The 26,908-nt window shown below is 68.7% G+C and carries 22 protein-coding genes and 5 tRNA genes; 10 read left to right on the top strand and 17 right to left on the bottom strand.

What is annotated here, in order from left to right; all coding sequences use genetic code 11:
* The first annotated feature begins 8 nt into the window (after positions 1-8).
* Positions 9-2,549 carry a dipeptide ABC transporter ATP-binding protein gene (locus ACWPN7_RS01655; RefSeq protein ID WP_459197783.1) on the top strand — a complete coding sequence of 847 codons (2,541 nt, stop codon included), beginning with the start codon at positions 9-11 and terminating at the stop codon, positions 2,547-2,549.
* A 138-nt stretch (positions 2,550-2,687) separates the two neighbouring features.
* Here ACWPN7_RS01655 and ACWPN7_RS01660 read toward each other — a convergent pair.
* The 5 genes from ACWPN7_RS01660 to ACWPN7_RS01680 all read right to left on the bottom strand — a co-directional run bounded on the left by ACWPN7_RS01660 (position 2,688) and on the right by ACWPN7_RS01680 (position 3,209).
* Positions 2,688-2,761, bottom strand: a tRNA-Gln gene (locus tag ACWPN7_RS01660).
* A gap of 1 nt (position 2,762) precedes the next feature.
* Positions 2,763-2,837, bottom strand: a tRNA-Val gene (locus ACWPN7_RS01665).
* A gap of 44 nt (positions 2,838-2,881) precedes the next feature.
* A tRNA-Asp gene (locus tag ACWPN7_RS01670) sits at positions 2,882-2,958 on the bottom strand.
* Between the two features lie 99 nt (positions 2,959-3,057).
* Positions 3,058-3,133: transfer RNA gene (locus ACWPN7_RS01675), tRNA-Ala, on the bottom strand.
* Between the two features lies 1 nt (position 3,134).
* Positions 3,135-3,209: transfer RNA gene (locus ACWPN7_RS01680), tRNA-Thr, on the bottom strand.
* A gap of 177 nt (positions 3,210-3,386) precedes the next feature.
* On the opposite strand from ACWPN7_RS01680, the gene ACWPN7_RS01685 reads away from it, so the two are divergent.
* Positions 3,387-4,706: a class I SAM-dependent methyltransferase gene (locus ACWPN7_RS01685; protein ID WP_459197784.1), complete on the top strand. Its 1,320-nt coding sequence runs from the start codon at positions 3,387-3,389 to the stop codon at positions 4,704-4,706.
* Positions 4,707-4,779: 73 nt separating this feature from the next.
* Here the strand turns inward: ACWPN7_RS01685 and ACWPN7_RS01690 are convergent, their stop codons facing one another.
* The gene (locus tag ACWPN7_RS01690) at positions 4,780-5,253 is read right to left on the bottom strand and encodes an RT0821/Lpp0805 family surface protein (protein ID WP_014197686.1); all 474 of its coding nucleotides are present in this window, start codon (positions 5,251-5,253) and stop codon (positions 4,780-4,782) included.
* Positions 5,254-5,489: 236 nt separating this feature from the next.
* On the opposite strand from ACWPN7_RS01690, the gene ACWPN7_RS01695 reads away from it, so the two are divergent.
* On the top strand, positions 5,490-8,279 hold the full coding sequence (locus ACWPN7_RS01695; RefSeq protein ID WP_492273094.1) for a carbohydrate-binding domain-containing protein: 2,790 nt from the start codon (positions 5,490-5,492) through the stop codon (positions 8,277-8,279).
* Positions 8,280-8,331: 52 nt separating this feature from the next.
* A complete protein-coding gene (locus ACWPN7_RS01700; RefSeq protein WP_040134614.1) occupies positions 8,332-8,508 on the top strand; it encodes a YqaE/Pmp3 family membrane protein in 177 nt (58 codons plus the stop codon).
* A 241-nt stretch (positions 8,509-8,749) separates the two neighbouring features.
* Here ACWPN7_RS01700 and ACWPN7_RS01705 read toward each other — a convergent pair whose 3' ends face one another.
* Positions 8,750-10,453, bottom strand: coding sequence for a methyl-accepting chemotaxis protein (locus ACWPN7_RS01705; protein ID WP_459197786.1), 1,704 nt, complete (start codon positions 10,451-10,453; stop codon positions 8,750-8,752).
* Positions 10,454-10,495: 42 nt separating this feature from the next.
* Here ACWPN7_RS01705 and ACWPN7_RS01710 point away from each other — a divergent pair, with 42 nt between their 5' ends.
* Entirely contained in the window at positions 10,496-10,780 is a 285-nt protein-coding gene (locus ACWPN7_RS01710; RefSeq protein WP_459197787.1) for a hypothetical protein, read from the top strand.
* 9 nt (positions 10,781-10,789) lie between these two features.
* Here the strand turns inward: ACWPN7_RS01710 and ACWPN7_RS01715 are convergent, their stop codons facing one another.
* The 3 genes from ACWPN7_RS01715 to ACWPN7_RS01725 form a co-directional block, all read right to left on the bottom strand.
* Positions 10,790-11,611 (bottom strand): metallophosphoesterase family protein, encoded by an 822-nt coding sequence (locus ACWPN7_RS01715; protein ID WP_459197788.1) that lies wholly within the window; start codon positions 11,609-11,611, stop codon positions 10,790-10,792.
* A gap of 13 nt (positions 11,612-11,624) precedes the next feature.
* A complete protein-coding gene (locus ACWPN7_RS01720; protein WP_459197789.1) occupies positions 11,625-12,827 on the bottom strand; it encodes a carboxylate--amine ligase in 1,203 nt (400 codons plus the stop codon).
* Between the two features lie 63 nt (positions 12,828-12,890).
* A complete protein-coding gene (locus ACWPN7_RS01725; protein WP_459197790.1) occupies positions 12,891-14,072 on the bottom strand; it encodes a GNAT family N-acetyltransferase in 1,182 nt (393 codons plus the stop codon).
* A gap of 438 nt (positions 14,073-14,510) precedes the next feature.
* On the opposite strand from ACWPN7_RS01725, the gene ACWPN7_RS01730 reads away from it, so the two are divergent.
* The 3 genes from ACWPN7_RS01730 to ACWPN7_RS01740 all read left to right on the top strand — a co-directional run bounded on the left by ACWPN7_RS01730 (position 14,511) and on the right by ACWPN7_RS01740 (position 15,526).
* On the top strand, positions 14,511-14,939 hold the full coding sequence (locus ACWPN7_RS01730) for a Fur family transcriptional regulator (RefSeq protein ID WP_035677391.1): 429 nt from the start codon (positions 14,511-14,513) through the stop codon (positions 14,937-14,939).
* The gene (locus tag ACWPN7_RS01735; RefSeq protein WP_081863184.1) at positions 14,939-15,190 is read left to right on the top strand and encodes a hypothetical protein; all 252 of its coding nucleotides are present in this window, start codon (positions 14,939-14,941) and stop codon (positions 15,188-15,190) included. The genes ACWPN7_RS01730 and ACWPN7_RS01735 overlap by 1 nt, the downstream gene beginning before the upstream one ends.
* Before the next feature lie 120 nt (positions 15,191-15,310).
* A complete protein-coding gene (locus ACWPN7_RS01740) occupies positions 15,311-15,526 on the top strand; it encodes a SlyX family protein (protein WP_040134609.1) in 216 nt (71 codons plus the stop codon).
* Between the two features lie 17 nt (positions 15,527-15,543).
* Here the strand turns inward: ACWPN7_RS01740 and ACWPN7_RS01745 are convergent, their stop codons facing one another.
* The 6 genes from ACWPN7_RS01745 to paoA all read right to left on the bottom strand — a co-directional run bounded on the left by ACWPN7_RS01745 (position 15,544) and on the right by paoA (position 22,584).
* Positions 15,544-15,804, bottom strand: coding sequence for a hypothetical protein (locus ACWPN7_RS01745; protein WP_081863249.1), 261 nt, complete (start codon positions 15,802-15,804; stop codon positions 15,544-15,546).
* Between the two features lie 155 nt (positions 15,805-15,959).
* A complete protein-coding gene (locus tag ACWPN7_RS01750; RefSeq protein ID WP_492273095.1) occupies positions 15,960-17,645 on the bottom strand; it encodes a diguanylate cyclase domain-containing protein in 1,686 nt (561 codons plus the stop codon).
* A 144-nt stretch (positions 17,646-17,789) separates the two neighbouring features.
* Entirely contained in the window at positions 17,790-18,581 is a 792-nt protein-coding gene (locus tag ACWPN7_RS01755) for an HNH endonuclease family protein (protein WP_459197792.1), read from the bottom strand.
* A 175-nt stretch (positions 18,582-18,756) separates the two neighbouring features.
* Positions 18,757-20,949, bottom strand: a complete 2,193-nt coding sequence (gene paoC / locus ACWPN7_RS01760; protein ID WP_456511828.1) for an aldehyde oxidoreductase molybdenum-binding subunit PaoC — start codon at positions 20,947-20,949, stop codon at positions 18,757-18,759.
* Positions 20,831-21,904 carry an FAD binding domain-containing protein gene (locus tag ACWPN7_RS01765; protein WP_492273096.1) on the bottom strand — a complete coding sequence of 358 codons (1,074 nt, stop codon included), beginning with the start codon at positions 21,902-21,904 and terminating at the stop codon, positions 20,831-20,833. Before ACWPN7_RS01765 ends, paoC begins: the two co-directional genes overlap by 119 nt.
* Positions 21,901-22,584 carry an aldehyde dehydrogenase iron-sulfur subunit PaoA gene (gene paoA, locus ACWPN7_RS01770; RefSeq protein ID WP_456531003.1) on the bottom strand — a complete coding sequence of 228 codons (684 nt, stop codon included), beginning with the start codon at positions 22,582-22,584 and terminating at the stop codon, positions 21,901-21,903. The genes ACWPN7_RS01765 and paoA overlap by 4 nt, the downstream gene beginning before the upstream one ends.
* Before the next feature lie 313 nt (positions 22,585-22,897).
* Here paoA and ACWPN7_RS01775 point away from each other — a divergent pair, with 313 nt between their 5' ends.
* A complete protein-coding gene (locus tag ACWPN7_RS01775) occupies positions 22,898-23,836 on the top strand; it encodes a LysR family transcriptional regulator (RefSeq protein ID WP_103040521.1) in 939 nt (312 codons plus the stop codon).
* Positions 23,837-23,858: 22 nt separating this feature from the next.
* Here ACWPN7_RS01775 and ACWPN7_RS01780 read toward each other — a convergent pair whose 3' ends face one another.
* Positions 23,859-24,428: a DUF3159 domain-containing protein gene (locus tag ACWPN7_RS01780; RefSeq protein WP_349621083.1), complete on the bottom strand. Its 570-nt coding sequence runs from the start codon at positions 24,426-24,428 to the stop codon at positions 23,859-23,861.
* A 427-nt stretch (positions 24,429-24,855) separates the two neighbouring features.
* On the opposite strand from ACWPN7_RS01780, the gene ACWPN7_RS01785 reads away from it, so the two are divergent.
* Positions 24,856-26,904 (top strand): PAS domain-containing protein, encoded by a 2,049-nt coding sequence (locus tag ACWPN7_RS01785; RefSeq protein WP_459197793.1) that lies wholly within the window; start codon positions 24,856-24,858, stop codon positions 26,902-26,904.
* Positions 26,905-26,908: the final 4 nt, after the last annotated feature.

Raw genomic sequence — 26,908 nt, forward strand, 5'->3', positions numbered from 1 at the left:
GGGGCGGCTTGGCTCTCTTGCGCCGCGTGATGCGCAACCGGCTGGCGGCGCTGGGGCTCGTGCTGCTGGGGCTGATCGTCCTGGTCGCGCTCGCCGCGCCCGTCCTGCCGCTGGCCGACCCGGACGCCATCGATCCCGCCCGGCGCCTGCTGCCGCCCTTCAGCGCCCGGGCGTGGCTCGGCACCGACACGCTGGGGCGCGACGTGCTGGCCCGGCTGGTCTGGGGGACGCGGCTGAGCCTGGGGGTCGGCGTCGCGGCCTCCCTCCTCGCCGCGCTGATCGGGTCGGCCATCGGCCTCGTCGCCGGCTACGCGGGCGGGCGGACCGACGGCGTGCTGATGCGCGGCATCGACGTGCTGATGGCCTTCCCCTATCTGCTGCTGGCGCTCGCCATCGTGGCGGCGCTGGGGCCGGGGCTGCTCAACGCCCTGTACGCCGTGGTGGTCGCCAACATTCCCTTCTTCGCGCGCAACGTCCGCGGCGCCACCGCCGGCCTGCGCCGCCGGGAGTTCGTCGACGCGGCACGCCTGTCCGGCATGGGCGAGGCGCGCATCCTGTTGGGCGAGGTGCTGCCCAACGTCCTGCCGGTGATCGTCATCACCGCCTCGACCACCGTGGGCTGGATGATCCTGGAGACCGCCGGCCTGTCCTTCCTGGGGCTGGGGTCGCAGCCGCCGCAGGCCGATCTCGGCTCGATGCTGAGCGAGGGGCGCAAGGCGCTGATCACAGCACCACACGTCGCGGCGGTGCCGGGGCTGGTCGTCTTCCTGATCGTCATGAGCATGAACCTGATCGGCGACGGGCTGCGCGACGCGCTCGACCCGCGCCTGCGCTCCGGCATCCCCGGTGCGCCGGGCGCCGCCACGCGGGTGGTACGGACCGCCGGGGGCGGTGGGAATTTGGCCCCGGACCCTGGCGCGCTGCTGCAGGTCACCGGCCTGCGCACGGCCTTCGACACGGCGAACGGTTCGGTGGACGCGGTGAAGGGCGTCGACCTGCGCGTCGCCCCCGGCGAATGCCTGGGCATCATCGGCGAGTCCGGGTCCGGCAAGTCGGTCACGGCACTGTCCATCGCGCGCCTCGTCGCCTCGCCGCCGGGGGTGGTGCGCGGCGGCGCGGTGCGGTTCGGCGGGGACGATCTGCTGGCCCTGCCGGTCGGAGCGTTGCAACGGCTGCGCGGTGGGCGGATCGCCTATGTCTTCCAGGATCCGCTGACGACGCTCCATCCGCTGATGCCGGTCGGCGCGCAGGTGGCCGAGGCGCTGCGCGCCCATCGCCCGGTGCCGCGGGCCGAAGCCGACCGGCGGGTGGTGGAGCTGTTCGCCGCGGTGAAGCTGCCCGACCCCGCCAGCCTCGTCCATGCCTACCCGCACGAGCTGTCGGGTGGGCAGCGCCAGCGGGTCGGCATCGCCATGGCGCTGGCCAACGACCCGGAGCTGATCGTCGCCGACGAGCCGACCACCGCGCTCGACGTCACCGTCCAGGCCGAGATCCTGGACCTGCTGGACGATCTGCGCAGACGCCGCCGCCTCGCCGTCGTCTTCATCAGCCACGATTTCGGAGTCATTGCCCGTCTCTGCGACCGGGTGGCCGTGATGTTCCAGGGGGAAATCGTCGAGGAGGGCGACACCCGCAGCGTCCTCACCCGGCCTCGGCACGCCTACACCCGGCGCCTGCTCGCCGCCGTGCCGGTGCTCGGGCAGTCACGGCGCCCGGAGACACCGCCGCGAGGGGCGTCGTCGGTGGGTTGGGCGGTCGAGGTCCGCGATCTGGTCAAGACCTACGCGGCGCGCCGCTCCCTGTTTGGCCAATCACTGTTTGGGCGGTCGCGCCCGGCGGTCACGGCCTTGAAATCCGTGTCGCTGCGGGTGGCCTTTGGGGAAACGCTGGGGATCGTCGGGGAGTCCGGCAGCGGCAAGTCGACGCTCGCCCGCAGCCTTGTCGGGCTGAGCCGGCCGACCGGCGGGACCGTCCTGCTCGACGGCCGTTCCCTCGCCGAGCTGGCCGCCGAAGGGCCGCGGGCGCTGGGTCGGACGGTGCAGTATGTCTTCCAGGACCCGCTGTCCTCGCTCAACCCGCGCAAGACGATCCGGCGGACCCTGACGGCGCCGTTGCGCTTCCTGGCCGGTGTGCCCGCCGGAGCGCGGGAGGAGCGGTTGGCCGAGCTGATGCGGTCGGTCGACCTCGACCCCGCCATTCTGGACCGCTACCCGCACGAGCTGTCGGGCGGGCAGGCGCAACGCGTCGCCATCGCGCGGGCGCTCGCCGCCAGGGCGAGGATCATCGTTCTCGACGAGGCGGTGTCCGCCCTGGACGTGTCGGTGCAGGCGCAGGTGCTGCGCCTCCTGGCGGCGCTGAAGGAGCGGCACGGGCTGACCTACCTGTTCATCAGCCACGATCTCGCCGTGGTCGAAGCCATCGCCGACCGGGTCGTGGTGATGGCCGCCGGCGATGTCGTCGAGGAGGGGCCGGGCGACCGTCTGTTCGCCGCTCCGGAGCATCCCTACACACGCCGACTGATCGCCGCCGTGCCGACGCTTCCGTCCTGATGGAGCGGTGGGGCGTGCGCCGTGATGTCTGGAAAGGGGAGGAAAACAGGGCGCGCTCTGTGCGGCGGCGCAAAGGGTGTCGCCACACGGTGCGCCTGGCCGGCAAACCCTTGAAATCATAAGCAATGAGAGGAAAGTTGGTTGGGGGACTAGGATTCGAACCTAGGTAGCCAGAGTCAAAGTCTGGAGTCCTACCGCTAGACGATCCCCCAATGGTGGTCCCGACTGGGATTGAACCAGTGACCCCTACGATGTCAACGTAGTGCTCTCCCGCTGAGCTACAGGACCAAACCGCGAGATACCGAACCGAACTTAACCTAACCACAAGAAAGTGGCGCGAGTGACGGGACTTGAACCCGCGGCCTCCGGCGTGACAGGCCGGCGCTCTAACCAACTGAGCTACACCCGCGTCGTTGGCGACCTTTTAAAGAACAAAGACCGCCGAAGCAAGCACTAAATTCAACCTTGCTCTACTTACTCAAGTCAACCAACCAACCGCCGAAGAAGTTGGTGGAGCCGAGGGGGATCGAACCCCTGACCTCCTCATTGCGAACGAGGCGCTCTCCCATCTGAGCTACGGCCCCATGGTGCTGCCAGAGAGGATTGAACTCTCGACCTCTCCCTTACCAAGGGAGTGCTCTACCACTGAGCTACGGCAGCGTCCGGCGGGAGCGGGTGAATAGCAATCCAGGCGGCCCCCTGTCAAAGGGAAAAATATCGAAGGGGGCATTTCTTTCTTTTCACCCCGGCGGAGGCCGCAGGCGGCGCTTGCATCCCGCCGCTTTCGCGGGGCATCTCATGCCCCATTCCGACCATGCCCGACCGACAGGTTTTCCCGTGGATGAGGTTCTGACCGAGGCGCGCCGCCTGATCGCGGCGCGGCATTACCGGCAGGCGGTGCGCCTGCTGCGGGACACGGCATCCGAGGCCGCAAGCTCCGCGGAACGCGACCGGCTGACCGGCATGGCCGCTCTGGGCCGGCGCGACGCCGCGGCTGCCGCGGCCGCGCTTCGCCGTGCCCTGGCGCGCGCGCCGGAGCACTCGGAAACCCTATATCATCTGGCCCAGGCCGTGCTGGCGGCCGGGGACCGCCTGCAGGCGGTGCGCTGGCTGGAGCGGGTCGCGGCGGTCGATCCCGCCTTTCCCGGCCTCTGCGAGGCGCTGGCCGGCGCCTACCGCCGCGACGCCCTCTATGAGGAGGCGCTCCGGGTGACCGGGGAAGCGCTGGCCGCCGGGAATCGGTCGGCGGACATTCTTTATGAGCGGGCGGTCAGCCTCGCCCATCTCGGCGACGCCGCGGGCGCGCTGGCCGTCTTCGACGAGCGGCTGGCCGACGACCCGGAGCACGCCGCCGCGTGGTTCGGCAGCCACGCCGCAGCGCTCGGCCTGAACGGGGTGGAGGACGCGCTGCGCCGCCTGCGCCGGGCCGCGGACTGTCCGGGGGCGGCGGGGAAATACTGGGGCTTCCTGTGCGCCTACCTGCTGCTGCTGGGCCGCGACGCGGAGGCCGAGGCGCTGTACGGCGAGAAGCTGGCCGGTCAGCCGAAGCGTCTGCCGCTGGTGGAGGCGGTGACGGCGATTCGCCCGCACCTCGCCCAGGACGTGCGACTGTTCGGCGTGGGGGCGGAGTTGCTGCGGTTTGCGCTGGAGCGGGCGGAGCGGCCCGGTCTGGTGCTGGAGTTCGGCGTGCGCCGCGGCACCTCGCTGAACCAGATCGCCGCGGTGGCCGGGCAGACCGTGCACGGCTTCGATTCGTTCGAAGGGCTGCCGGAGGGCTGGGTGAACGCGCCGCGCGGCGTGCTCAGCACGGGCAAGAGCCTGCCGCCGGTGCGCGGCAACGCGGTGCTGCACGCGGGCTGGTTCGAGGACACGCTGCCGCCCTTCCTGGCGGCCCACGGCGGCGCGGTGCGCTTCGTCAATGTGGACAGCGACATCTACTCGTCGGCGCGGACGGTGCTGACCGCCCTGGCGCCGCGCTTCCGGGCGGGGACGGTGCTGGTCTTCGACGAGTTCATCGGGAACCGGACGTGGCGCGAGGACGAGTACCGCGCCTTCATGGAATACGTGGCCGAGTCCGGTGCGGCCTGGGAGATCATCGCCGTCAGCCCGCACACCAAGCAGGTGGCGATCCGGCTTCTGGCAATTCCCGCGTCGTAACGGGGCTTCCGTCCCGGCCGTCGTTCCCGAACAGGAGTAGGAACGACGGCCGGGACGGAAGCGTGCCCGGATGTTAGGAAACGATGCGCCAGCTGCCGTCCGGCTGCTGGCAGGCGGTGCCGTTGGCCCGCTCGGCCTTGCCGCCGACATAGACGGTCTGCTGGTACTCGCGGCAGTAGTTGCCGGAGTTGTCGCGGCCGTCGCGGATCGGGGTGATGGTGCCGCGGTTGCCCGATTCCGGGTTGTTCCACTGGATGGTCGAGCCCATCGGCGCCGCATAGGCCTGGGTGGCGGCGCGCTGGGCGTAGCCTTCGTCCGCGCGGTCGAGCGACTGGCCAAGCTCGCTGCCGAGATAGGCGCCGAGCAGCGTGCCCACACCGGTGGTGATGAGCTTGCCGGTGCCGCCGCCGAACTGCGAGCCGATCACGCCGCCGGCCGCCGCGCCGCCGAGCGCGCCGACCGTCTGCTTGGTCCCGATGCCGCTGCCGCCGCTCTGGCAGGCGGCGAGCGACAGGGCGACGAAGGCGGTTACAGCGATCTTCTTCATGGGGTCTCTGCCTCTTGGTTCCGTATAAGCCATCAACACGTAAGGCTTCGCTTTAATCCGGGGGAGCCTGCGCTTTGGTGCGTATGACTCCCGTTCAACCGCCTCTCCCGTCATAGGCGGTGGCGGATAGAAGCACGGACCCGGTGGCCCTCGCCTGTTATCAAAATGGCGCACAAATGTCCGGCCGGCCCCGCCATGCTCGCCGCCGTTGAGCATAAGAGCGAGGGAACCATCCAATGGCTTCGACCACCACGGGCAAGACCGACGCCAAGATTGTCGTGAGTGCCTATGGGCAGTCCGCCGGAGGCATCTGGCCGCATTTCCGCCTGTTGATCGACGGCGTCGAGGTGGGCCAGGCAACCGTCAACGCCACCAGCCCGACCGCCTACAGCTTCACGGTGCCGGTCACCGCGGCGCAGGCGCACAAGGTGCAGATCCAATACGACAACGACGCGATGGTGAACGGCCAGGACCGCTCGCTGATCGTCAGCGGGGTCTCCATCAACGGCAAGACCCACAAGCCGACCGACGCCAACGTCACCTACGACAAGGGCGCGCTCGACGGGAAGGACGTGGTCAAGGGCCAGTCCGGCATGTGGTGGAACGGCACGCTGGTGGTCGACACCCCGGCCGCCGACTTTCCCGCCCCGGCGGCGCCGGTCGCTGGCACCTCGACCTTCGTGGTGAACGCGCAGGGCATTGCGGCGGGCGGCACCAACGCGCATTTCAACCTGATGGTCGACGGCAAGAAGGTGGGGGAGGGCACGGTCGGCACCGCGGCCAAGGACTACAGCTTCACCGCCAACGTGGCGCCGGATCAGGCGCACAAGGTGCAGATCCAGTATGACAACGACGCCGTGGTGAACGGCCAGGACCGCTCGCTGATCGTCAACAAGGTCACCATCAACGGCAAGTCCGTCTCCGCCACCGACAGCATCGTCACCTACGACAAGGGTGCCTTGGACGGGAAGGACGTGGTCAAGGGCCAGTCCGGGATGTGGTGGAACGGCACGCTGGTGGTGGACGCCGACAAGAGCTTCTTCGCGACCGGCGGGTCCACGCCGGCCCCGACGCCCACGCCGAATCCCACGCCGTCCCCCGCCCCGACCGGGCCGGCGTTCTTCGTGGCGACCAACGGCAACGACAAATGGTCGGGCAAGCTGGCCGCCCCCAACGCGGACGGCACCGACGGGCCGAAGGCGACGCTGACCGCCGCCCGCGACGCCATGCGCGCCGACCCGAACATCGACGTGACCTACGTCCGCGGCGGCGACTACTACATGAAGGACATGCTCTGGCTGGACGGCCAGGACAGCGGAGTCCGCTTCGCCGCCTACGGCAGCGAGAAGCCGGTCTTCCACGGCGGCTCGCTGGTTGACAACTGGGTGTCGCGCGGCAACGGCCTCTACAGCGCGCAGCTTCCCGGCGGGTCCAAGGCGGTGCTCGACCTGTCGATGGACGGCGACCGCCAGACGGTGGCCCGCACGCCCAACGCCGATCCCAGCCATCCCATCGACGGCGGCTGGTTGATCGCCACCAAGGCCGGGGCCAACGCCTACACCCAGTTCGGCTTCAAGGCCGGGGCGATCCCGACCTATTCGAGCACGGACGGGCTGATGGTCAGCGTCTTCAGCCAGCACGGCTACGACAACATGACCGTGCCGGTGAAGAGCATCGACTACGGCAGCAACACCATCACGCTGGCCCAGAACACCTACGACGCGCTCGGCGCCGGCAGCCGTTTCTACCTGTTCAACGGCAAGGACCAGCTCGACGCCCCGCGGGAGTGGTTCTTCGACAAGGCGTCCAACCAGGTGCTGTTCAAGCCGGAGGGCGGGGCGGTCGCCGGGCATAAGGTGGTCGCGGCGCAGCTTCCCGTGCTGATCGGGCTGGGCGGTGCGAAGAACGTGACGATCGAGGGGCTGACCCTGACCGACGGCGCGCCGGACGGCCACGCGGTCTACGCCAACAACGCCGCCGGGCTGACCTTCAAGAACAACACCGTCACCAACACCGGCTACGGCATCACGGTGGAGGGCAGCGCCAACAGTACCGTTTCCGGCAACCATTTCGCCGAGACCGGGCGCGAGGCCGTCTACGTCAAGGCGGGGTCCAACTTCACCAAGGTGTCGGACAACCTGATCCAGCACGCCAGCGCCGTCGACCACGGCGGCGACGCGCTGTGGGTGAACGGCAGCAACGACGTCACCATCACCCACAACCAGATCGAGGACACGCCGGGCAAGGCCATCGCGGTCGGCTCCGTCCAGGCCTCGGGCGACGCCACCTACCGGGCGACGATCACCTACAACAAGATCGTCGGCGCCAACCAGGAGACCAGCGACGGCGGCGGCATCTACCTGATCAACCGCCAGCAGGATCTCGCCGGGCACACGGTGGCCTACAACGAGGTGTCGGGCACCACCGCCTTCGGCAACGTGACCTGGGACGGCAAGGTCTCCCCCACCTTCCTCGACCCGACGAAGCTGGTGAGCTGGGGCATCTATCTGGACGACTGGACCAGTGGCACCACGGTGAAGGGCAACGTCGTCCACGACAACGTCGGCGGCATCTTCCTGCACGGCGGCTGGAACAACACGGTTACCGACAACATCCTGGCCGACAATCTGGGCACCCAGATCGGCCTGCAGCAGAGCGTCGGTTGGGGCGGCTGGAAGGGCACGCCGATGGCGAACAACACCATCACCCAGAACATCGTGGATGCCGGCGACGGCCGGGCGGTCAACATCGACGGGCCGAAGACGGCGGGGACCTTCACCGGCAACTTCTACGCCGACCTCAATCCGAGCGAGGCGCTGTTCCAGGTCTGGCCGCAGGTGATGGCGAACGGCGCCACCGGCACGCTGGCGCAGTGGCAGGCCGCCGGCTACGACAAGGGGTCCTTCACCTTCGACCCGCAGTTCACCGACGCCACGCACGACAACTTCGCGCCGGTGGCGGGTTCCGCGGTGTACCAGCACGGGTTCGATCCTCTGCCCTTCGACCAGATCGGCCTGCTGGGCTGAGGATCGCGACGAGCAAAGGGAACCTGCGGCGGGGCGGGAGCGTTATCGCGGCATGGACATCATACGCATCATCCTGGCGCTTCTGCTGCCGCCCGTCGGCGTCTTCCTCCAGGTGGGGTTTGGCGCCCAGTTCTGGATCAACGTGCTGCTGACCCTGCTCGGCTACATTCCGGGCATGATTCACGCGCTGTACGTCATCGTGAAGTACAAGGACCGCTCCCCGGCGTGAGGTCCTGACAAGACAATCGCATCCTGCTCCCTCTCCCGCCCCGGGAGAGGGATGGGACCCGCGCAACGCGCGGGAAGGGTGAGGGGACAGGCAAGGATCAGGGTTTGATCCTCGTACGACCCTCACCCGCTCTCGGCGGACCGAAGGTCCGCCTGCCGCGTCAGCGCTGGCTTCGAGCCAGCGCGAGAGCCCGCTGCCGCGGGCATCCTCTCCCGGGGCGGGAGAGGGGATATTCACCTCCTTACGCCGCGCGGACCTTCGCGAGGAAGCCGCTGACCTCCGTCCGCAGACGCGCGGCGGAACGGCTCAGCTCCTGCGCGCTGCCCAACACGCGGCCCGCCGCGGTCCCGCCCTGCGAGGCGGCGCCGCTGACCTGCACGATGGCGCCCGACACCTCCGCGGTGCCCGCCGAGGCCTGCTGGACGTTGCGGGCGATCTCCTGCGTGGCGATGCCCTGCTGTTCGACCGCCTGGGCGATGTCGTCGGCGATCTGGCTGCTTTCCCCGATGACCTGGGCGATCTCCCGGATCGACTGCACGGTGCGCAGGGTCACGTCCTGGACCCCGGCGATCTGGGCGGTGATGTCCTCCGTCGCCTTGGCGGTCTGGTTGGCGAGATTCTTCACCTCGCTCGCCACCACCGCGAAGCCCTTGCCGGCCTCGCCGGCGCGGGCCGCCTCGATGGTCGCGTTCAGCGCCAGCAGGTTGGTCTGCTGGGCGATCGAGTTGATGAGCTGCACCACCTCCCCGATCTTCTGCGACGTGCTGACCAGACCTTCCGCGGTCGCCTGGGTGTCCTCGGCGTTGCGGACGGCGCGGTTGGCGATGTCGGCGGACTGACGGACCTGCTGGCCGATGCTGCTGACCGACCCGGCGAGTTCACCGCAGGCCGTGGCCACCGATTCCACGTTGGCCGTCGCCTGGGTCGCCGCGGCGGCGACGGTGCCGGCCTGATCGTTGGCCCGCTCCATGGTGGCGTTCAGCGTCTGGGCGGCGCCCTCCAACTCGGCGGCGGCGTGGGAGACCAGCTCGACGATGGAGCCGACGCTGCGCTCGAACTGGTCGGCCAGCCCGTTCATCGCCTCGCGTTTCTCGGCCTCGGCGCGGCGTTCCGTCTCCTCCTTCTCCGATTCCATGCGGCGGGCACGGACCATGTTGTCCTTGAAGACCTGCACGGCGCGGATGATCTCGCCCACCTCGTCGCGGCTGGTCGCCTGCGGCACCGCGATGGTCAGGTCGCCCTCGGCCAGCTTCAGCGTGGTGTCGGTCAGGCGGCGCAGCGGCCGCACCGTCAGGATCGACCACCAGGCGAGTCCGGCGCCGAGCAGGACGGTCACCGCGCACAGCGAGATCATCAGCACCTGGAAGCTCTCGGACACCGTCCGGGCGTGCTTGGCCACCGCCTGGCTCTCGGCCTCCTGGAGGTCGATGAAGGCGTTGATGCGGGCCAGCCATTCGGTGAAGCCGGGGCGGGCCTGCTCGACCAGGATTTTGACGGCGCGGTCGGCGTCGCTGGCCTGGCGCGCCTCGATGACGCCACGGGCCAGCGGCAGGGTCTTGGCTTCCGTCTCCTTGATGGAGGCGAGGATTTCCCGTTCCCTGGGGGTGATGTGGGTGCCGACGGCGAACATGCGGTCCATCTGCTCGGCCGAGCGCGCGTAGTCGGCGGCCAGCCGGTCGATGGTGGCGAGTTCGGCCTTCAGCGCCGCGGCGTCGGACAGGAGCGTGACGTCGCGCAGGCTGATCGCCCGGTCATGCACGCTGCCGCGGAAGTTGATGGCGTAGCGCTGCTTGACGTTGTTGACGTCGTTGATCGTGGAAAGGCTGTCGTTGATGCTGTTGACCTTGTAGATGGCGATGGCCGCCAGGGCGACCATCAGCACCAGGATGCTGGAAAAGCTCAGCATCAGCCGAAGGCCGACCTTGGCGTTTCGGAACCAGTTCATTGTCCACACTCCCGCCGGTCCGTGTCGTCGAAGACTCGTTGGATGCCGCCGGTTGCCGAAAGCCCACCCTGCGGCGGAACCGACGATAGCACCAAAGAGTTGATACGGATTTTCCGAGAGATTGGATCAAAAGGAAAATTTTTCAGGACGCGGGAAGGGATGGCTGGGTTGTGGGATTTGTCACAGAAATTCGCCTGCCGTCCGGCTACAGTCGCGCGCGTTCACAGACCCCATTACGAGACCCCGATGGCCGGACCCATGCTCAAGCTGCTGCTTGCCCTGTTGCCGCTCGGCGCGTCGCTGCTGATGCTGGCGACGGTTCAATGAGGAAACGGGTCACGAGTTGATGACCCGCCGCACCATCTCGTAAATCCCCATCCGCCGCAGCCCTCCCTGAAGGGCGGCGCGCAACGGCGCCGGAATGGACAGCAGGCGCCGCGGTTCGATCCCCGCCCGGCGCGTCTTCTCGAAAGCCGCGCGGTCGTCGTAGGCGACCCGCCGCACGCTCACCGTCCGTCGGCCGGTGTCGAACAGCATCCAGGTCGCCCGCCGCTCGTCGCTCCGCGGCTCCCCCACCGTGCCGGGGTTGAGCAGGTAGCAGGAACCGCCGCGCAGGGCGACCTCGCTGCCGGGATCGTGCTCCCACAGCTCGCCGTTGCGGTATTCGTGGATGCCGAGCCGGTGCGTGTGCCCGTAAGCGCAGACGCGGGCGCCGGAGGGGTGGGCGAGCAGGGCCTGCGCGGTCCGCCGCATCCGGTCCTCGCTGTTCAGCCGGACCAGCTCGCAGCCCCGGTCCACATGAAGCGCCCCGTGAACGGCGACGAGCTGGTCGCCGACATTGGTCTTCAGCGGCAGGGCGGACAGCCACGCGACGTCCTCCGGCGGCAGGCGCTTGCGCGTCCAGGCGATGGCCCGGATGGCGCGGACGCTGAAACCGTCGGTGGGGATCTGGCGGGTCACCGCGCGGTCGTGGTTGCCGGCGACGCAGACCGCCCCGGCCTCGCGCAGCAGCCTGATGCAGGGCGACGGGTCGGTGTTGTAGCCCACCACGTCGCCCAGGCAGACGATGCGCTCCACCCCCGCGCCGCTCATGTCGGCCAGTGTGGCCTCCAGTGCCTCACGGTTGGCGTGGATGTCCGACAGGATGCCGATCCTCATCGCCGCGCCACCCTCATTGGGCTTTCATCGCGCCGCCGGGCGCGTCGTGGTGCGCGCGCGACGGCAGGAAGCGGGCGAGCTGGTTGTGCAGGAAGGGCATGGGATCGTCGAGCGCGATGGCCTTGGCTTCGCAGCCCAGCACCCAAGGCAGCCACGCGGCCATCGACAGGCCGCTGTCCCGGGCGGCCAGCCGGTCCTTGGTGATATGGCACCAGCGCGCTCCGGCCCGCGCCTTGCCCACCGCCGGGCGCGGCAGGCCGAGCCGGTCGGCGTGGACCAGCGCCGGCAGGTTCACTCCGGCCACCGCCCCCAGATGGTGCCACAGGTTGAAGCGTGGGTTGACCTCCAGCAGGTGCAGCGAACCGTCCGGGGCGCGCTTGAAGTCGAACTTGGCGACGCCGCGCAGGCCCAGCCGTTCGGTCAGCGAGCGGCCGAGCGCCGCCACGTCCGGCGCGTCGGTGATGATCAGGGCGGTGCTGTGCCCGTAGGCGAGCGGGTAGGTGCGGATCTTGGCCCCGGTAAACTCCCCGGCCACACCGCCGCGCTCGTCGACATAGACGTGGTAGCTCTCGATCCGGGTTTCCGGGCCAGGGATCATTTCCTGGACCAGCAGGTCGAGCCCGACCGCCGCCAGCCGCGGCCACAGGGCGCGCAGCTCCTCGGCGGAATCGACCTGGATGGCCTTGGCGAAGCCGTCCGCCTCGTCCCACACCCGGCGGCGGGTCAGCGGCTTGACGATCAGGGGGAAGCGCAGGTCCACCACGTCGGGTGCAGCCTCACGGGTCGGATAAAGGCGGCGGGTCGCCGGGACGGGCAGGTTCAGCCGCTCGGCCAGCGCCTGGAAGCGGCCCTTGTCCACCAAATCCTCGACCAGCTCGGCGTCGGCGATGGCGAAGCGGAACCCCTCGGCCAGCCGGTCGCGGTTGCGCGAGACGAGCAGGAGCTGGGTGTCGTCCTGATAATAGAGGACCGGCTTTTCCGGCTGGCTCTTGGCGAAGGCCATCATCACCTCGACCAGCCCGTCCGGGTTGCGCGCCGGGTCGTCCCACAGGATGGCGTCCTTGGTGAAACGGGAGTGCAGGGCGGGGGCGCCGGGATGGGTGACCACGGCGCAGCGCAGCCCGGCCAGCCCCAGCGGGCGCACCATGTCCATGTCGCCCATCACGCAGGCCAAGGCGGAGTTGGCGACGGAGCTGGCGGCGGGGGTGTTTCTCATTTTCGGCATCCTCCAACCGCCCCGTCGGCGGCCCTGCGGTTTGCGGCGTTGGTCTTAATGGAGTCAGCGGTTCATCAGGGGAAGCGGGCTGCGGATCAGCCGTCTCATCCGGTCGGCCAAACCCGCCTTGACGCGGCGCAGGCGGGTGTCGATCTGGCGGCTCAGCCGGTCGGGGCCGAGCGCGATCCAGTTCATCGGCTGCTCGGTGTTGGACAGCAGCGGCTTGTGTCCCGCCGGGGTGGACATGAAGTCGTAGCAGTCCTCGCCGCGGGCCAGCGTGTCCTCGATGGCCAGGACATGGGCGACCAGACCGGGCTTCAGCCGGTTGTCGGCCTCGTAGGCGAAACCGCCCTGGTAGTTCATCACCCGCCCGCGATGGACGAAGTTGTAGAGATAGCCGATGACCGCATCCCCGGCGCTGACCCGGCACAGCCGCACCGTCCCCGCCGGCACGCCGCCGGCGATCAGCCGCTCGTGAAAGGGGCGGAAGGCCGGGTTGGAGAAGGCGCCGGACTGGCCGCGGGCGTTCCAGCTCGCCTGATGCAGGATCTCCATGGCGTGGAAATCCTCCAGCGCTTCCTCCGCCGTCGTGGCGACGCGGTAGGTCAGCGGGCCGCGCTCCGTGTAGAGCCGCATGGCCCGGCGCACCGCGGCGCGGGTGTTCTTGCCGAGGCTGGCGAGGTAGCCCGCGCCCTGCCGGCGCACGCCTTCCAGGTCGACCCACTGGCAGCTGTCGGCCACCCGGACCTGCAGCGCGTGGCCCTGCTGCGCCGCGGCGAGCCGCACCGCCGCTTCCGCCTCGGGCTCCAGCCCGCCCAGCACCAGCTCGTCCCAATTGGTCAGGCGCTGCCCCAGCCAGTCGAAGCAGGCGGCCAGCACCGCGTCCGCGCAGTTCCGGTCGGCGAGGATGCCGTTGTACTCCACGAACAGCCGGTCGAAGGTCCGCTCCCCCGTCTCGTGCAGCAGCCAGCAGCGCGTGCGCAGCAGACCGAAGCGCCACTGTGTGCGCGGGCAGAGGAGCGCCAGCCCGACGACCTGTTCGCCGCGCCGCGCCACCAGTGCGTGGGGGCGTGTGCCGCTGGGCAGGGAGGCCAGCCAGTTGCCGATCCACTGCCAGCTGAGGAAGAAGGACCCGTCGGCGCGCCGCTCCAGATCGGTCCAAAGCTCTTCAAGTTTGCTGGGATTTTCTACAGGCTGCAACGTGATGTCGATGGTGTCGCCGTCGTCCTCAACAAGAGTCCTCATGTCCATGGGCTCGGTCTTCCCTGGGGGATGTTGATGAAGGGCCGGCTTCGAATGTCTACGTGAAAAAAATGGGATTGGATCGGCGTCTCGAAAACTTTGATCTCATCCGCTCTATCCTGTGCTTCCGCATCTGCATCATGTACGGACGACTGTGACAAAAAACGCGGTGGCGGAAGGTGGGTTGCGGCGTTCCGGTGGGGGAACCCGTCCGGGTCATCCGGGGTATCGGGCGGTGATGCGACTGCGAGATGGAGGTGTCCATCTGCCCCCTGAAAGCCCTTCCGCCCGATGCGATGGTCCTATGGCCGGCCATGCGTCCCGGCCATTCGTCCAGGTCTTGCGGATGGCCGTTGTTCTTTTGGCCTTTCCTCTCCATCTCTTGAGTCCATGGGTTAGGCATCGGAAAGGACCGGCCCCGTGACCACGCCCGAAGAAGCCTTGCCGTCGCGGCTGGAACGCGCCTGCGCCGAGCGGGGGTTGAAGATGACCGGCCAGCGCCGGATCATCGCCCGAGTCCTGTCGGAAGCCGCCGATCATCCCGATGTGGAGGAGGTCTATCGCCGTGCGGCGGCGATCGATGCCGGGATCAGCCTGGCGACCGTCTACCGCTCGATGCGGCTGTTCGAGGAGATCGGGATCATCCAGCGCCACGATTTCGGCGATGGACGCGCCCGCTACGAGGAGGCTCGCGGCGACCACCACCATCACCTGATCGACATTGAGACCGGCGAGGTGGTGGAGTTCCAGGACCCGGAGCTGGAGGCCGCCGTCACCCGCATCGCCCGCCATCTCGGCTTCGACATGATCGGGCAGCGGCTGGAGATTTTCGGGCGCCGCATCCAGCGCAAAGGCCCGGAGACGGCCTGATGGCGGCGGAGCGGAGAACCGGGCCGGAGCACGATCCGGCGGAGCGTTTCGCCGCCTGCGAAGCGGCGGTGTGCGGCTGCCGACCGGTGGTCGAGCGCGCCTACCGCGAACTGGTCGATTGCGGGCGCCCCGACCGCCACGCGCTGGAGGCCGCCACGGTGGTGCTGCGCTGGCATCATCCGGAACTGGACGTGCCGCAGGCGCTTCAGATCGTCGAGCGCTGGGTGATCGCCCCCAGTCGGCTGCATTGATGCCGGCTGCATTGATGCCGCCTGCATTGATATTGGCTGCATCGGTGGCGCATTGATCTTGCCTTGTCCGGCGGAGCGGTTCTAAAGCTCTGTCCCTTCCGCGACACCGCAGGGCCATCCATGGACGCCGACGCCGAACGCCGCCTGACCGAGCTGGAATCCCGCCTCGCCCATCACGAGCGCATGGCCGAGGAAATGTCCGCCGTCCTGTTCGAGCAGGGGCGGACCATCGATCTCATGACGGCGCAGATGCGCCGCCTGCGCGACCGGATCGCGGAGCTGGAATCCGGCGTGCCCCGCGCGCCGCAGGACGAGCCGCCCCCGCCCCATTACTGATCATCCCTCGCGGACCGTCACCGCATCTTCCAGCCGCCGCGCGGACCGCACCAGCTGAGCTGCGGGCCGGCGGGCGGCTGGCGCGAGCAGTCGGCCTGGGTGCAGCCGCAGGCGGGGAACAGGCAGCGGTCGCCGTTCACGTCGGTGGCCTGCACGGCCAGCTCATAACGCGTGCCCCGCATCAATTGCGCGCCCGCCGCGCTGTTGCGCTCGTAATGCTCGACGACGGCGAGCAGACGCAGCATGCGGGCACGCTGTCCCTTGGTGTCGAGGCTCATCTTCCAATCTCCCGCCATGGCCGTCCGAATCGTGCTCCGATGGACATGAAACGGCAGAAAAGGTCCAAGGCTCCAGCGTGCAACCGCTTTACCCACCGCTAGCCGGACGCCTGCCGGACGCGGTTCCCCGCTTGGCGGAGGCTTGGCCGCGGGGCCTAGGACGCCGCGCTCTTTGTCGCCTCCGCGACTATGCCCTGGCTTTCGGCCGGGGCGGGCGGCAGGTCGGCCGTCCAGCGGATGCCGCGGTTGCGCCCGGCGCGCTTGGCCTGATAGAGCGCCTGATCGGCGCGGCGCAGGGTTTCCGTCACGTCGGGCGAATCCTCGGGCCACAGCGCGATGCCGAGAGAGCAGCCGACCCGCACCGCCTCGCCCTGGACGCTGACGGGTTCGTTCACCGCCTCGATGATGCGGTGGGCCAGCCCGTCCAGGTCCGGCGGCTCGACACCGGCGCGCTGCGGCAGCACCGCCGCGAACTCGTCGCCGCCCAGCCGCGCCACCACGTCGTCGCCGCGGAAGCAGGCGGCCAGCCGCTCCCCCACCTGACGCAGCACGAGGTCGCCGGCGTCGTGGCCCAGCCGGTCGTTCACCGGTTTGAAGCCGTCCAGATCGATGTAGAGGAAGGCGGCGGAGCCGTTGCCGGCGGTCGTGGCCTCCACATACTGCTCGAAATAGCGGCGGTTCGGCAGGCCGGTGAGCCGGTCCTGATAGGCGATGTCCTCCAGCCGCACCAGCGCGGCGTCGCGGTGGGTCAGCCCGTCCACCAGATCGCGCAGCGTCGCCGACAGCGAGGTGATCTCGGCGCTGCCGGCCAGCACCGGCATTTCCGCCCCGCGTTCGCCGCTGCGGATGCGCTCCGCCGCCTGGGCGATGCGGCGCAGCGGCCGGGTGACCCGCCCGGCGGCCATCCAGCCGAGCGCGCTGAACAGCAGGACCATGGCGCCGCCGGCCAGCACCGTCTCGACCATCTGGGCGGTGGCCGGGGCGTAGGCGACGGCCAGAGGCTGGCGGGCCACCACGCTCCAGCCCAGGCCCGGATAATTCAGGTAGCCGTTGCCGTAGGCGTAGCCGGTGAGGTAGCGCTCCCCGTCCGGCCAGCGTTCCACGATCCAGCCGCTCTCGTTCTTCTGCGCGCTGCGCACCGCCTCGATGTCGAGGGGAGTGCCGAGCAGTTCACGGGGGCCGAGCAGCACCGTGCGGTCGGCCGCGACCACGATCAGCTCCAGCTCCGCGCGGCCCCGCATGGTGTCCAACAGGGAACGGCGGATCTCGCGCGTCCATTCCCAGCTCAGATGCGTGGCCAGAACGCCGACGACCTCACCCCGCTCGTTGTGCACGGGGGTGGAGATGTCCACGAACTTCATGGCCTCGCCCGTCGGGTTCGGCAGCAGGAAGGCCAGCATCACCGCGTCGTGCACGTCACCGACGAACTGCGTTTTCTGCCCGTTCTGGAAGACCGGGCGCTTGGAAATGTCCACGCCGTCCAGCAAGCCGCCGGTCGCGGCCAGAACCTTGCCCTTGGTGTCGGTCACGCCCATCCAGGAGACGGTCGGGAAGAACTCCTGGAACTGCTCCAGCAGCCAGCGCAGCCGGACCGGATCGTCGATGGCGGGGGTGATCCCGAGCTTGGCCAGCATGCCGATCTCGCTGGCGCGCGACCACATGGAGCGGTCCAGCCGGTCGGCCATGTTGTGCGCGGCTTCGGCGAGCGAGTGCCCGATCTCGCTCTCGATCCGTTCGCGGGAGCGCAGGCCGGTCAGTGCCGCCAGCACGACGGAGACGCCAAGGACAAGAACGGCGCCGGTCAGAGCCACCGTCGTCCGCAGACCGCGTTCCCTTGCCATGACGCCCGGCCACTCCCCGAAACACCCCGCCGCCGTTCCGTCAGGAAGACCGCTTACGAAGGTTCTATCAACTTCGGCTAGGTTTCAAAAGTGACATTGGCGGCGGACGAGGCATACCGGCGCATGGAATTGTGGGAAAGGCGGTCAGCGGGCGGGCCGGGCCCCCACGGCGGTGCGCCGGCAGTCGGACAGGATGTTGCCGACGGTGACGCGCTCGCGCTCGTCCATGGTCAGCTCCCACCGCGCCTTCACGGCGATCCAGCCCGCCACATAGGCGCAGATGTACGCCTCGCGCGGCGGCAGCCAGTCCTCCGGCCCCTTCGATCCCTTGGCGCGGTTGGCCGCCGCCGAGACGGTGACGAGGGTCAGCGGGTCGCTCACGTCGTTGGCGTAGGCGGCGCGCTTCTCGCGCGGCCAGTCGTAGCCGCCGCTGGCGTAGGCCTCCTCCAGAGGCACGCGGTGGTCGATGTCCACCTGTTTCGGCTCGGTGAAGGTTTCCCCGGTGTAGGGATCGTTCCACACGCCGGACAGCACCGAACAGCCGTTGGCCGACAGCGTCGCCGGCTTCGCGGAGTCGCGGATCAGCACCTGCTCGCGCGTGTTCAGGCATTTGGAATCGATCGTCAGCCAGTGCGGCCATTCCTCCCGCACATAGCCGCGGCGGCGTTCCTCCGTCACCTGGATGCGGTCGAGCTGGGCGGCGACGGCGGCGTAGTCGATGCTGGCGTCCGGGACCGGGCGGGGGATGGGCCTGGGATTGGGGCGCTGGGCCTTCTCCTCGCCGAGGATGGAATCCAGCGTGCCGGGCGGGACGAGGTGGAAGCGCTCCGCGGCATAGACCGCGGCCAGCACCAGCAGAACGGCGACCAGCCCGCCCAGCGTCAGGGGACGGCCCCTCCGGCCTCCCCGCGGTGCTCCGCCTCTCCGTCGTGCCATGCCTGCTCCCTCAGCCTGATGTGCGCCATACGTGGATATGGTGGCGGGCGTGTTCTATGGCGCTTGGGGAAAACAGGTGCAACGGCGTTGGAGAGGGCGGGGGTCCGTTGAGCGTCACGGACTCTGTGAAAAAGAAGCGGCGGAGTCCGGGACGTGCCCCAAACTCCGCCGCCTCTCACCCCACGGCGGGCAGCCGGTCGAGGAATTTGTCGAGCGTGATCGGGTATTCGCGCACCCGCAGGCCCGTCGCGTTGTGGACCGCGTTGGCGACCGCAGCACCCACCCCGCACAGGCCCAGCTCACCCACCCCCTTGGCCTTCATCGGCGAGGAGATCGGGTCGGCCTCGTCGAGGAAGATCACCTCCTGGTGCGGGATGTCGGCGTGTACCGGCACCTCGTAGCCGGCGAGGTCGTGGTTGACGAAGAAGCCCGCCCGCTTGTCGAGCGCCAGCTCCTCCATCAGCGCGGCGCCGACGCCCATGGTCATGGCGCCGATCACCTGGCTGCGCGCCGACTTCGGGTTCAGGATGCGGCCCGCCGCGCAGACCGCCAGCATCCGCCGCACGCGGATCTCGCCGGTCGCCGCGTCCACCGCGGCCTCCACGTAATGGGCGCCGAAGGTCGATTGCTGGTACTTCTTGTCGAGGTCGCCGTATTCGATGCCGTCCTCGGCCGACAGGCCGTCGGCGCCCGCCGCCTCGGCCAGCGGGACCCTGCGGTTGCCGGCGACGACCTGCCCATCCACGAACTGCGCGTCGGCGGAGTTGACGCCCAGCTTCTGTGCCACCGCCTCGCGCAGCTTCACGCAGGCGGCGTAGACCCCGGCGGTGGCGTTGTTGGCACCCCACTGCCCGCCCGACCCGGCGGACACCGGGAAGCTCGAATCGCCGAGCCGCACCGCCACCTTGTCCAACCCGACCCCCATCATCTCGGCGGCGGTCTGGGCGATGATGGTGTAACTGCCGGTGCCGATGTCGGTCATATCGGTTTCGACCGTGACGATTCCGCGCTGGTCCAGCCGCACCCGCGCCGCCGACTTGGTCAGCAGGTTGTTGCGGAAGGCCGCCGCCATGCCCAGCCCGACCAGCCAGCGCCCGTCGCGCACCTGCCCCGGCTGCGGGTTGCGCTTGGCCCAGCCGAAGCGCTCCGCCCCCAAGCGCAGGCATTGAACGAGCTGGCGTTGCGAGAAGGCCCGGTTGGGGTCGGCGGGGTCGGTCTGGGTGTCGTTGCGGATGCGGAACTCCACCGGGTCCATGCCCAGCTTCTCCGCCATCTCGTCCATCGCGACCTCCAGCGCCATCATGCCCGACGCCTCCCCCGGCGCGCGCATGGCGTTGCCCTCGGGCAGGTCGAGCGTGGCGATGCGGTTGCCGATCAGGCGGTTCGCCCCGGCGTAGAGCAGCCGTGTCTGGTCGGTCGCCGTCTCCTCCGAGCCGCCGGGCAGGTTGCCCGACCAGCTCTCATGGGCGATGGCGGTGATCGTGCCGTCCGGCGTGGCGCCGATGCGGACGCGCTGGATGGTGGCGGGGCGGTGCGTCGTGTTGTTCATCATCAGCGGCCGCGACAGCCCGACCTTGACCGGCCGTCCGGCCTCCCGCGCGCCCAGAGCCGCCAGCAGTGCGTCGGCCCGCAGGAACAGCTTCCCGCCGAAGCCGCCGCCGATGAAGGGGGAGATGACGCGCACCTTGTCCTTCGGCATCTTCAGCGTCGCCGACAGGTCGGTGACCATCCAGTCGATCATCTGGTTGGAGGTCCAGACGGTCAGCCGGTCGCCCTCCCAGGCGGCGATGGTGGCGTGCGGCTCCATCATCGCGTGGCTTTCGTCCGGCGTGGTGTAGGTCTCGTCGAGTTTCACGGGAGCCGCCGCGAAGGCGCCCGCGAAATCACCCACGACGGAATCGCCGTCCTTGGTCTTCTCCGCCTTGTCCTTGGCCGCCGCCAGATCATAGGCGCCGTCCGCTGGCGTGTAGTCGATGCGGACCAGCCCCGCCGCGGTGCGCGCCTGCTCGAAAGTCTCCGCCACCACCAGGGCGACGGCCTGCTGGTAATGCTCGATCTCCGGCCCGCCGAGCAGGGTCGCGGTGTTGCGCTTGCTCTTGTCGAGCGGTCCGGCGTTCTCCGCCGTGACGATGGCGACGACGCCGGGGGCCTTCCGCGCCGCCTCCAAATCCATGGACGCGATGCGCCCCTTGGCGATGCCCGAGCCGATGACCCAGCCATAGGCGACGTTCGGCGCCACGTCGTGCCATTCATAGGCGTAGGTGGCCTTTCCCGTGGTCTTCAGCGGCCCGTCGATGCGGTCGGTCGGCTTGCCCACCACCTTGAGCTGGTCGATCGGGTTGGTGGTCGCGGGAGTGTCGAACTTCATATCTCACCCTTTCGCTTCGGCCAGCACCGAGGCGAGCGTCCGCTCGACCAGGGTCAGCTTGAATGCGTTGTCGTGCGTCGGCTTCGCATCGGCCAGCAGCCCGGCGGTGACCGCCTTGGCGCCGCGCGGCATCTCGGCCTCGGCGGCCTCGACGCGCCACGGCTTGTGCGCCACGCCGCCCACCGCCACCCGGCCGCTGGCCGTCGCGCTGCACCACCGCTGCAACGGAGATCAGGGCGAAGGCGTAGGACGCGCGGTCGCGCACCTTGCGGTAGACGTGGGTGCCGCCGACCGGCTTGGGCAGCGTCACCGCGGTGATGAGTTCGCCGGGCACCAGCGCCGTTTCGATGTGCGGCGTGTCGCCGGGCAGCCGGTGGAACTCCGCGATGGGAATGGTCCGCGTCGTCCCGTCGGCCCGCACCGTCTCCACCGTGGCGTCCAGCGCGCGCATGGCGACGGCCATGTCGCTGGGGTGGGTGGCGATGCAGGCGTCGCTCGACCCGATCACGGCGAGCTGCCGGCTGTAGCCGCCGATGGCGGCGCAGCCGCTGCCGGGCTGGCGTTTGTTGCAGGGCTGGGCGGTGTCGTAGAAGTAGGGGCAGCGCGTGCGCTGGAGCAGGTTGCCCGCCGTCGTCGCCTTGTTGCGCAGCTGGCCCGACGCCCCGGCGAGCAATGCCCGCGACAGCACGCCATAGTCGCGCCGCACCCGTTGGTCGGCGGCCAGTGCCGTGTTGCGCACCAGCGCGCCGACGCGCAGCCCGCCGTCCGGCGTCGCCTCCAGCGTGTCGAGCTTCAGCCCGTTGACGTCGATCAGATGGGCCGGCGTCTCGATCTCCAGCTTCATCAGGTCGAGGAGGTTGGTGCCGCCCGCGATGAATTTGGCGCCCGGCCGGCGCTCGACCGCGGCGGCCGCGGCGGCGGGGGAGTCCGCCCGCTCGTAGGTGAAGGGTCTCATGCCTCCCTCCGTGCGACGTCCGAGATCGCATCGACGATGTTGGAATAGGCGCCGCAACGACAGATGTTGCCGCTCATCCGCTCGCGGTACTCCTCCACGGTGGCTTGGGGCGCGGCGTTGAGGTCGGCGGTGACGTGGCTGGGCATCCCGGCCTTGATCTCGTCCAGCATCGCCACCGCCGAACAGATCTGGCCCGGCGTGCAGTAGCCGCACTGGTAGCCGTCATGCTCCACGAAGGCGGCCTGCATGGGGTGCAGCTTGCCGGGCAGGCCCAGCCCTTCGATGGTGGTGACGCTGCCGCCCTCGTGCATCACGGCGAGCGTCAGGCAGGAATTGATGCGCTGCCCGTCCACGATGACCGTGCAGGCGCCGCACTGGCCGTGGTCGCAGCCCTTCTTGGTGCCGGTGAGATGCAGATGCTCGCGCAGCGCGTCGAGCAGCGTCGTCCGCGTGTCGAGTTCAAGGTCGCGGCGCTGCCCGTTCACCGTGAAGGTGACCTTGGACAGGACGGGCGACAGGGACGGTGCGTCGGCTCCGGTCGCGGGGGGTGGCATGGCGGTCTCTCCAACGGTGGCCGCCCGCGCCGGCGCCCGGAACGGCGCCGCCGTCAGCGCGGCGGTGGCGGCGGTCCCAAGCAGGAGGCCGCGCCGCGTCATGTCGAGGTCGCCGGAATATCGCATCGGTGAAATCCTCTTCCCTTCCTGGCTGTAATCCCGGTGCCCTTGGGGCGGGGCGCGGGCGTGCGGGCGGCTCATCCGCTTGTGCGGATGGGGAAAAGCTAGGCCGTGCCGCTTCGGCGATTACCCGCCGGTCTCTGATAAGTCTTATGAAACCGATCAATGGAACGCAGTGGCCCGGCAAATGGTTGAACGGGGTTTGCCCGGCGCTTCCTCATTCACCCGCCTTGATCCGCCCGCGACGCCCCGACATGATTGGCCGAGGCGGGGGAGTGTCGCTCCCGCAGGCAAAGGGCCGGGCAAAGGAAGGTGAGCGTTGGATCTGCGTCAGTTGCGGTATTTCATCGGCATCGTCGATGAAGGCTCCTTCACGGCCGCGGCTCAGAAGCTGAACGTCGCCCAACCGGCCCTCAGCCACAACATCCGCAACCTTGAGGCAGGCCTCGGAGTCAAGCTGCTGACCCGTGGCGTCCATGGGGTCAAGCCGACCGCCGCCGGCACCCGGCTGTACGAGCATGCGGAGATCATCCTGCGCCACGTCGCCCAGGCGACCGAACAGGTGCGCAACTGCTCGGGCACGCCGAGCGGGCTGGTGACTGTCGGCTTCACCTCCTCGGTGGCGCTGGTGGCGGCGGTTCCCCTGGTGCAGGCGGTCCGCGTCGAGCTGCCGCAGGTGTCGCTGCGGGTGGTCGAGTCCTTCAGCGGGACGATCCTGGAATGGCTGAACGACGACCGGCTGGATTTCGGCTGCATCTACGACGTGACGCGGTCGCGCACACTGCTGGCCGAATCGCTGGTGCGTGAAGACCTCTACCTGATCGGGCCGCCGGGTGGCGGGGACGGCGCCATCGCCTTCGACGAGCTGGCCGGCAAGGATCTGATCCTGCCGAGCCGTCCGCACAATCTGCGCGACCGCATCGAACGGGTGGCGCGCGAGACCTGCACGATCGTCACCGTGGCGGTGGAGATCAACGGGCTCCCGCAGATCAAGACGCTGGTCGCCAAGGGGGTGGGGTACTCGGTCCTGCCGATCTCGGCGGTGATGGAGGAGTGGCGGACGGGCCAGGTCTCCGCCCGGCTGATCGTGTCGCCGTCGCTGCGCCGCTCGGTCCATCTCTGCCGGCCCCGCGGCGCCCCGGTGACCGAGGCCGCGGCGGCGGTGCGCGAGACCTTCCTGCGGGTGGTGCGCGATCTGGTCGGCGGCGGCGACTGGCCCGGCACCCTGCTGCTGGACGAGGAAGCGGCGGCGTCCTAGCGCACGGCCGAAGACATAGGATTCACACCGTGCCGGCAGCGGACCGACGACGCTCCGGGTACCAGGATGTGAACTTGATCGCGCCGACCAGCGCCAGCACGGTCGCGACGATGCCGAAGCGAGGCGGAAGATCGGGCCGGTAGAGCAGGGTGAGGTCCGCGATCACCAGCACGAGGAAGGCCAGAGCCCACACGCCCGTGATCACGTAATTGGTGTGGATGAAGTTCGGGCTGTCCCAGAATTCGTGGGCAACCTGCTCCCGCGCGTACTGCAGCGTAAAGGGGCGCCGCAGCGCGATGGAGATCAGCACGATCAGCAGGAGCCCTGCATCGACGAGCAGCCGGACCCCCATGACGGACCCCCCCATGACGGACCGGGTCGGTCCGCCGGCCACGGCGTAGAGCGCCAACCCACCGAACAACAGCACCGTGCCGATTTCGAGGATTTTCGGTGTCCTGCCGGGGCTCATCCAGTCGCGCAGCAACATGGTGGCCGAAACGAGGGCACCGGCGATGAGTCCCTCCACCGGCCCGACCAGTCGGTCGAGGACAGCGAAGGCGATGAAAGGCGCGAAGGCCAGGAGAATTCCCATCACGTCTCCTTTCCAGCCGAGGAGTCGGCCCATCGGAAGGCTGCGGACGTTGGAAGAGACACGCCGTCGAGGCTGAACCGTCGCATCGACGACGACAAGTGGGCTGCCCGCGTAGGTGAATGGGAATTACGAGTATGACTGCCCTAACCAAGTGACCTTCGTCGCCACCGTTATCCAAATCATTGGTTTTCCGGACACCACCAGCGTATCGGACAGTTCGTCCACTTCCGTGGCATGATCCCTGTCTGGCCCTTGTCGAACCGCGCGAGTTCATCGACAGGCTGGCCAAGCTGACAGCCGCGAACCCGAAGCCCTATATTCTGGGCAAGCACCTCGGGACCGAGTGACCATCGGCCGGCACCTGCATGCGCGGCCGACCGACCGTTCAGCCCGCTATCTCGGAATGTGATCGATCGAGGGTCGTAGAATGAAGCGCAACAAGGCCCTACGGGAACACGCGATACTGGTTGAAGGGACCACGTCCTCACGATGTGGCTCGGCGCACGGGGTGACCCGAATTGCGGCGCCTGCGCGCCTGGACTGGTTGCGCGGCGAAGGTGAAATGAGACACCGCATCCGGGGACATGACTGGAGCGCAACGCCGCTTGGCTCCCTGGAGCGGTGGCCGCTCTCGCTGCGCAATGCGCTGACCATGGTTCTCGATCAACCTCTTCCGATGGCCCTGGCCTGGGGGCCAGACCTTCTGACGTTCCCCAACGATGCCTATCGTCCCTTGCTCGGCAACAAGCCCGACGCCCTCGGCCGGCCATTTCTGGAGGTTTGGGAGGAGGCGCGCGACATCACGGAGCTTCAGATTGCTCAGGCCCTGGCTGGCAATCCACTTTCTTTTGAGAACGCCCGATTTCTGCTCCCGCGCGGGGGCCAGACCGAGGAGGTGTTTTTCGACTACTCGTTCAGCCCAGTACGCGACGAAACTGGCGCGGTCTCCGGCCTGATCAATACGGCCATTGAGACGACCGCGCGGGTCCTTGCCGAACGTGAGCGGGCCAAGGACCTCGACGCCATGACCCGTTTGCACAAGATCGGCGCGATGTTCGTGCGTAAAGGCGACATCGCTCCGGTCCTTGCCGAGATCGTGGATGCGGCCATCGCCATCGCCGATGCCGATATGGGCAACATCCAATTGCTCGCGCCCGCGACCGGGGACTTGCGGATTGTCGCGCATCGGGGCTTCCCGCAATGGTGGCTCGACTTCTGGGACACCGTCGCGCTCGGCCAGGGTGTTTGCGGTACGGCGCTCGAACGTGGAGAGCGCGTCATCATCGAGAACGTCGAAACGAGCCCGATCTTCATTGGCACCCCCGCATTGGACATCCAACTCCGAGCCGGTGTCCGAGCGGTGCAGTCCACGCCTTTGATCAGCCGCTCGGGACAGAAAGTGGGGATGTTTTCCACGCATTATCGGACACCACGACGACCCGATGAACGGTCCCTTCAGTTGCTGGATCTGCTCGCCCGCCAGGCTGCCGACATCATCGAGCGGCAAGCCGCCGAGATCGCCCTGCGCGAGAGCGAGGAAAAATACCGCTCTCTGTTCGAATCGATGGATCAGGGTTATGCGGAGTGCGAGTTGATCCGCGATCCCGATGGTCGCGCCACCGATCTTCGGTACATCGAGTTAAATCCCGCATACGAGCGTCTGACCGGCATTCCCGTGGCTGAGGTGCTGGGCCGGACGGTGCGTGAGGTCATCCCAAATTTCGACGACTGGTGGATCGCGACATACGATCGCATCGTCCGAGACGGTCGCCCTGAGCGGGTCGAAAACCAAGTGGCCACGCTCGGCCGGTGGTACGAGGCGCACGTCTACCCACGGCGCGGCCAGCGGTTCACGGTTCTTTACGAGGACATCACCGAGAGGAAAGAAGCGGCCGAGCGGATGAAGGTCCTTGTTGCGGAACTCCAGCACCGTACCCGGAACCTTCTGACGGTCGTCTCCGTCGTAGCGGAGCGCACCAAGACGGCCAGCAGCACCCTGGAAGATTTCTGGGAACGCTTGGAATTGCGCTTGGAAGCTCTGGGGCGCAGCCAGGCGCTGCTGTCGCGCAGCGGGCCAGGCGTAAACCTGAGTGACTTGACGCGCCTGGAATTGGCGGCGCACGGGGCGGACTCGGAATCCGGGGTGCACGCGGAGGGCCCGGAGATCTGGTTGCAACCGAACCAGGTGCAGATGCTCGGGCTGGCGTTGCATGAGTTGATGACCAACGCGCTGAAGCACGGAGCGTTGACGTCGTCCGGCGGGCGCTTGTCCATCACCTGGGGCAAGCACGACGACGAGCGGATCTGGCTGCTTTGGGAGGAGACGCCGGCGTCACCGCCGCGCTCGCCGCCGGGGCGACGCGGCTTCGGACGGGAGCTGATCGAGGAGGTTTTGCCCTACGACCTGGACGCCAAGACCCGGCTGGAGATCGGCCCGGACGGCGTTCGCTGCGCCATCGAACTGCCGCACTTCTGATCGG

This window comes from Azospirillum sp. UENF 312511, assembly GCF_058780635.1.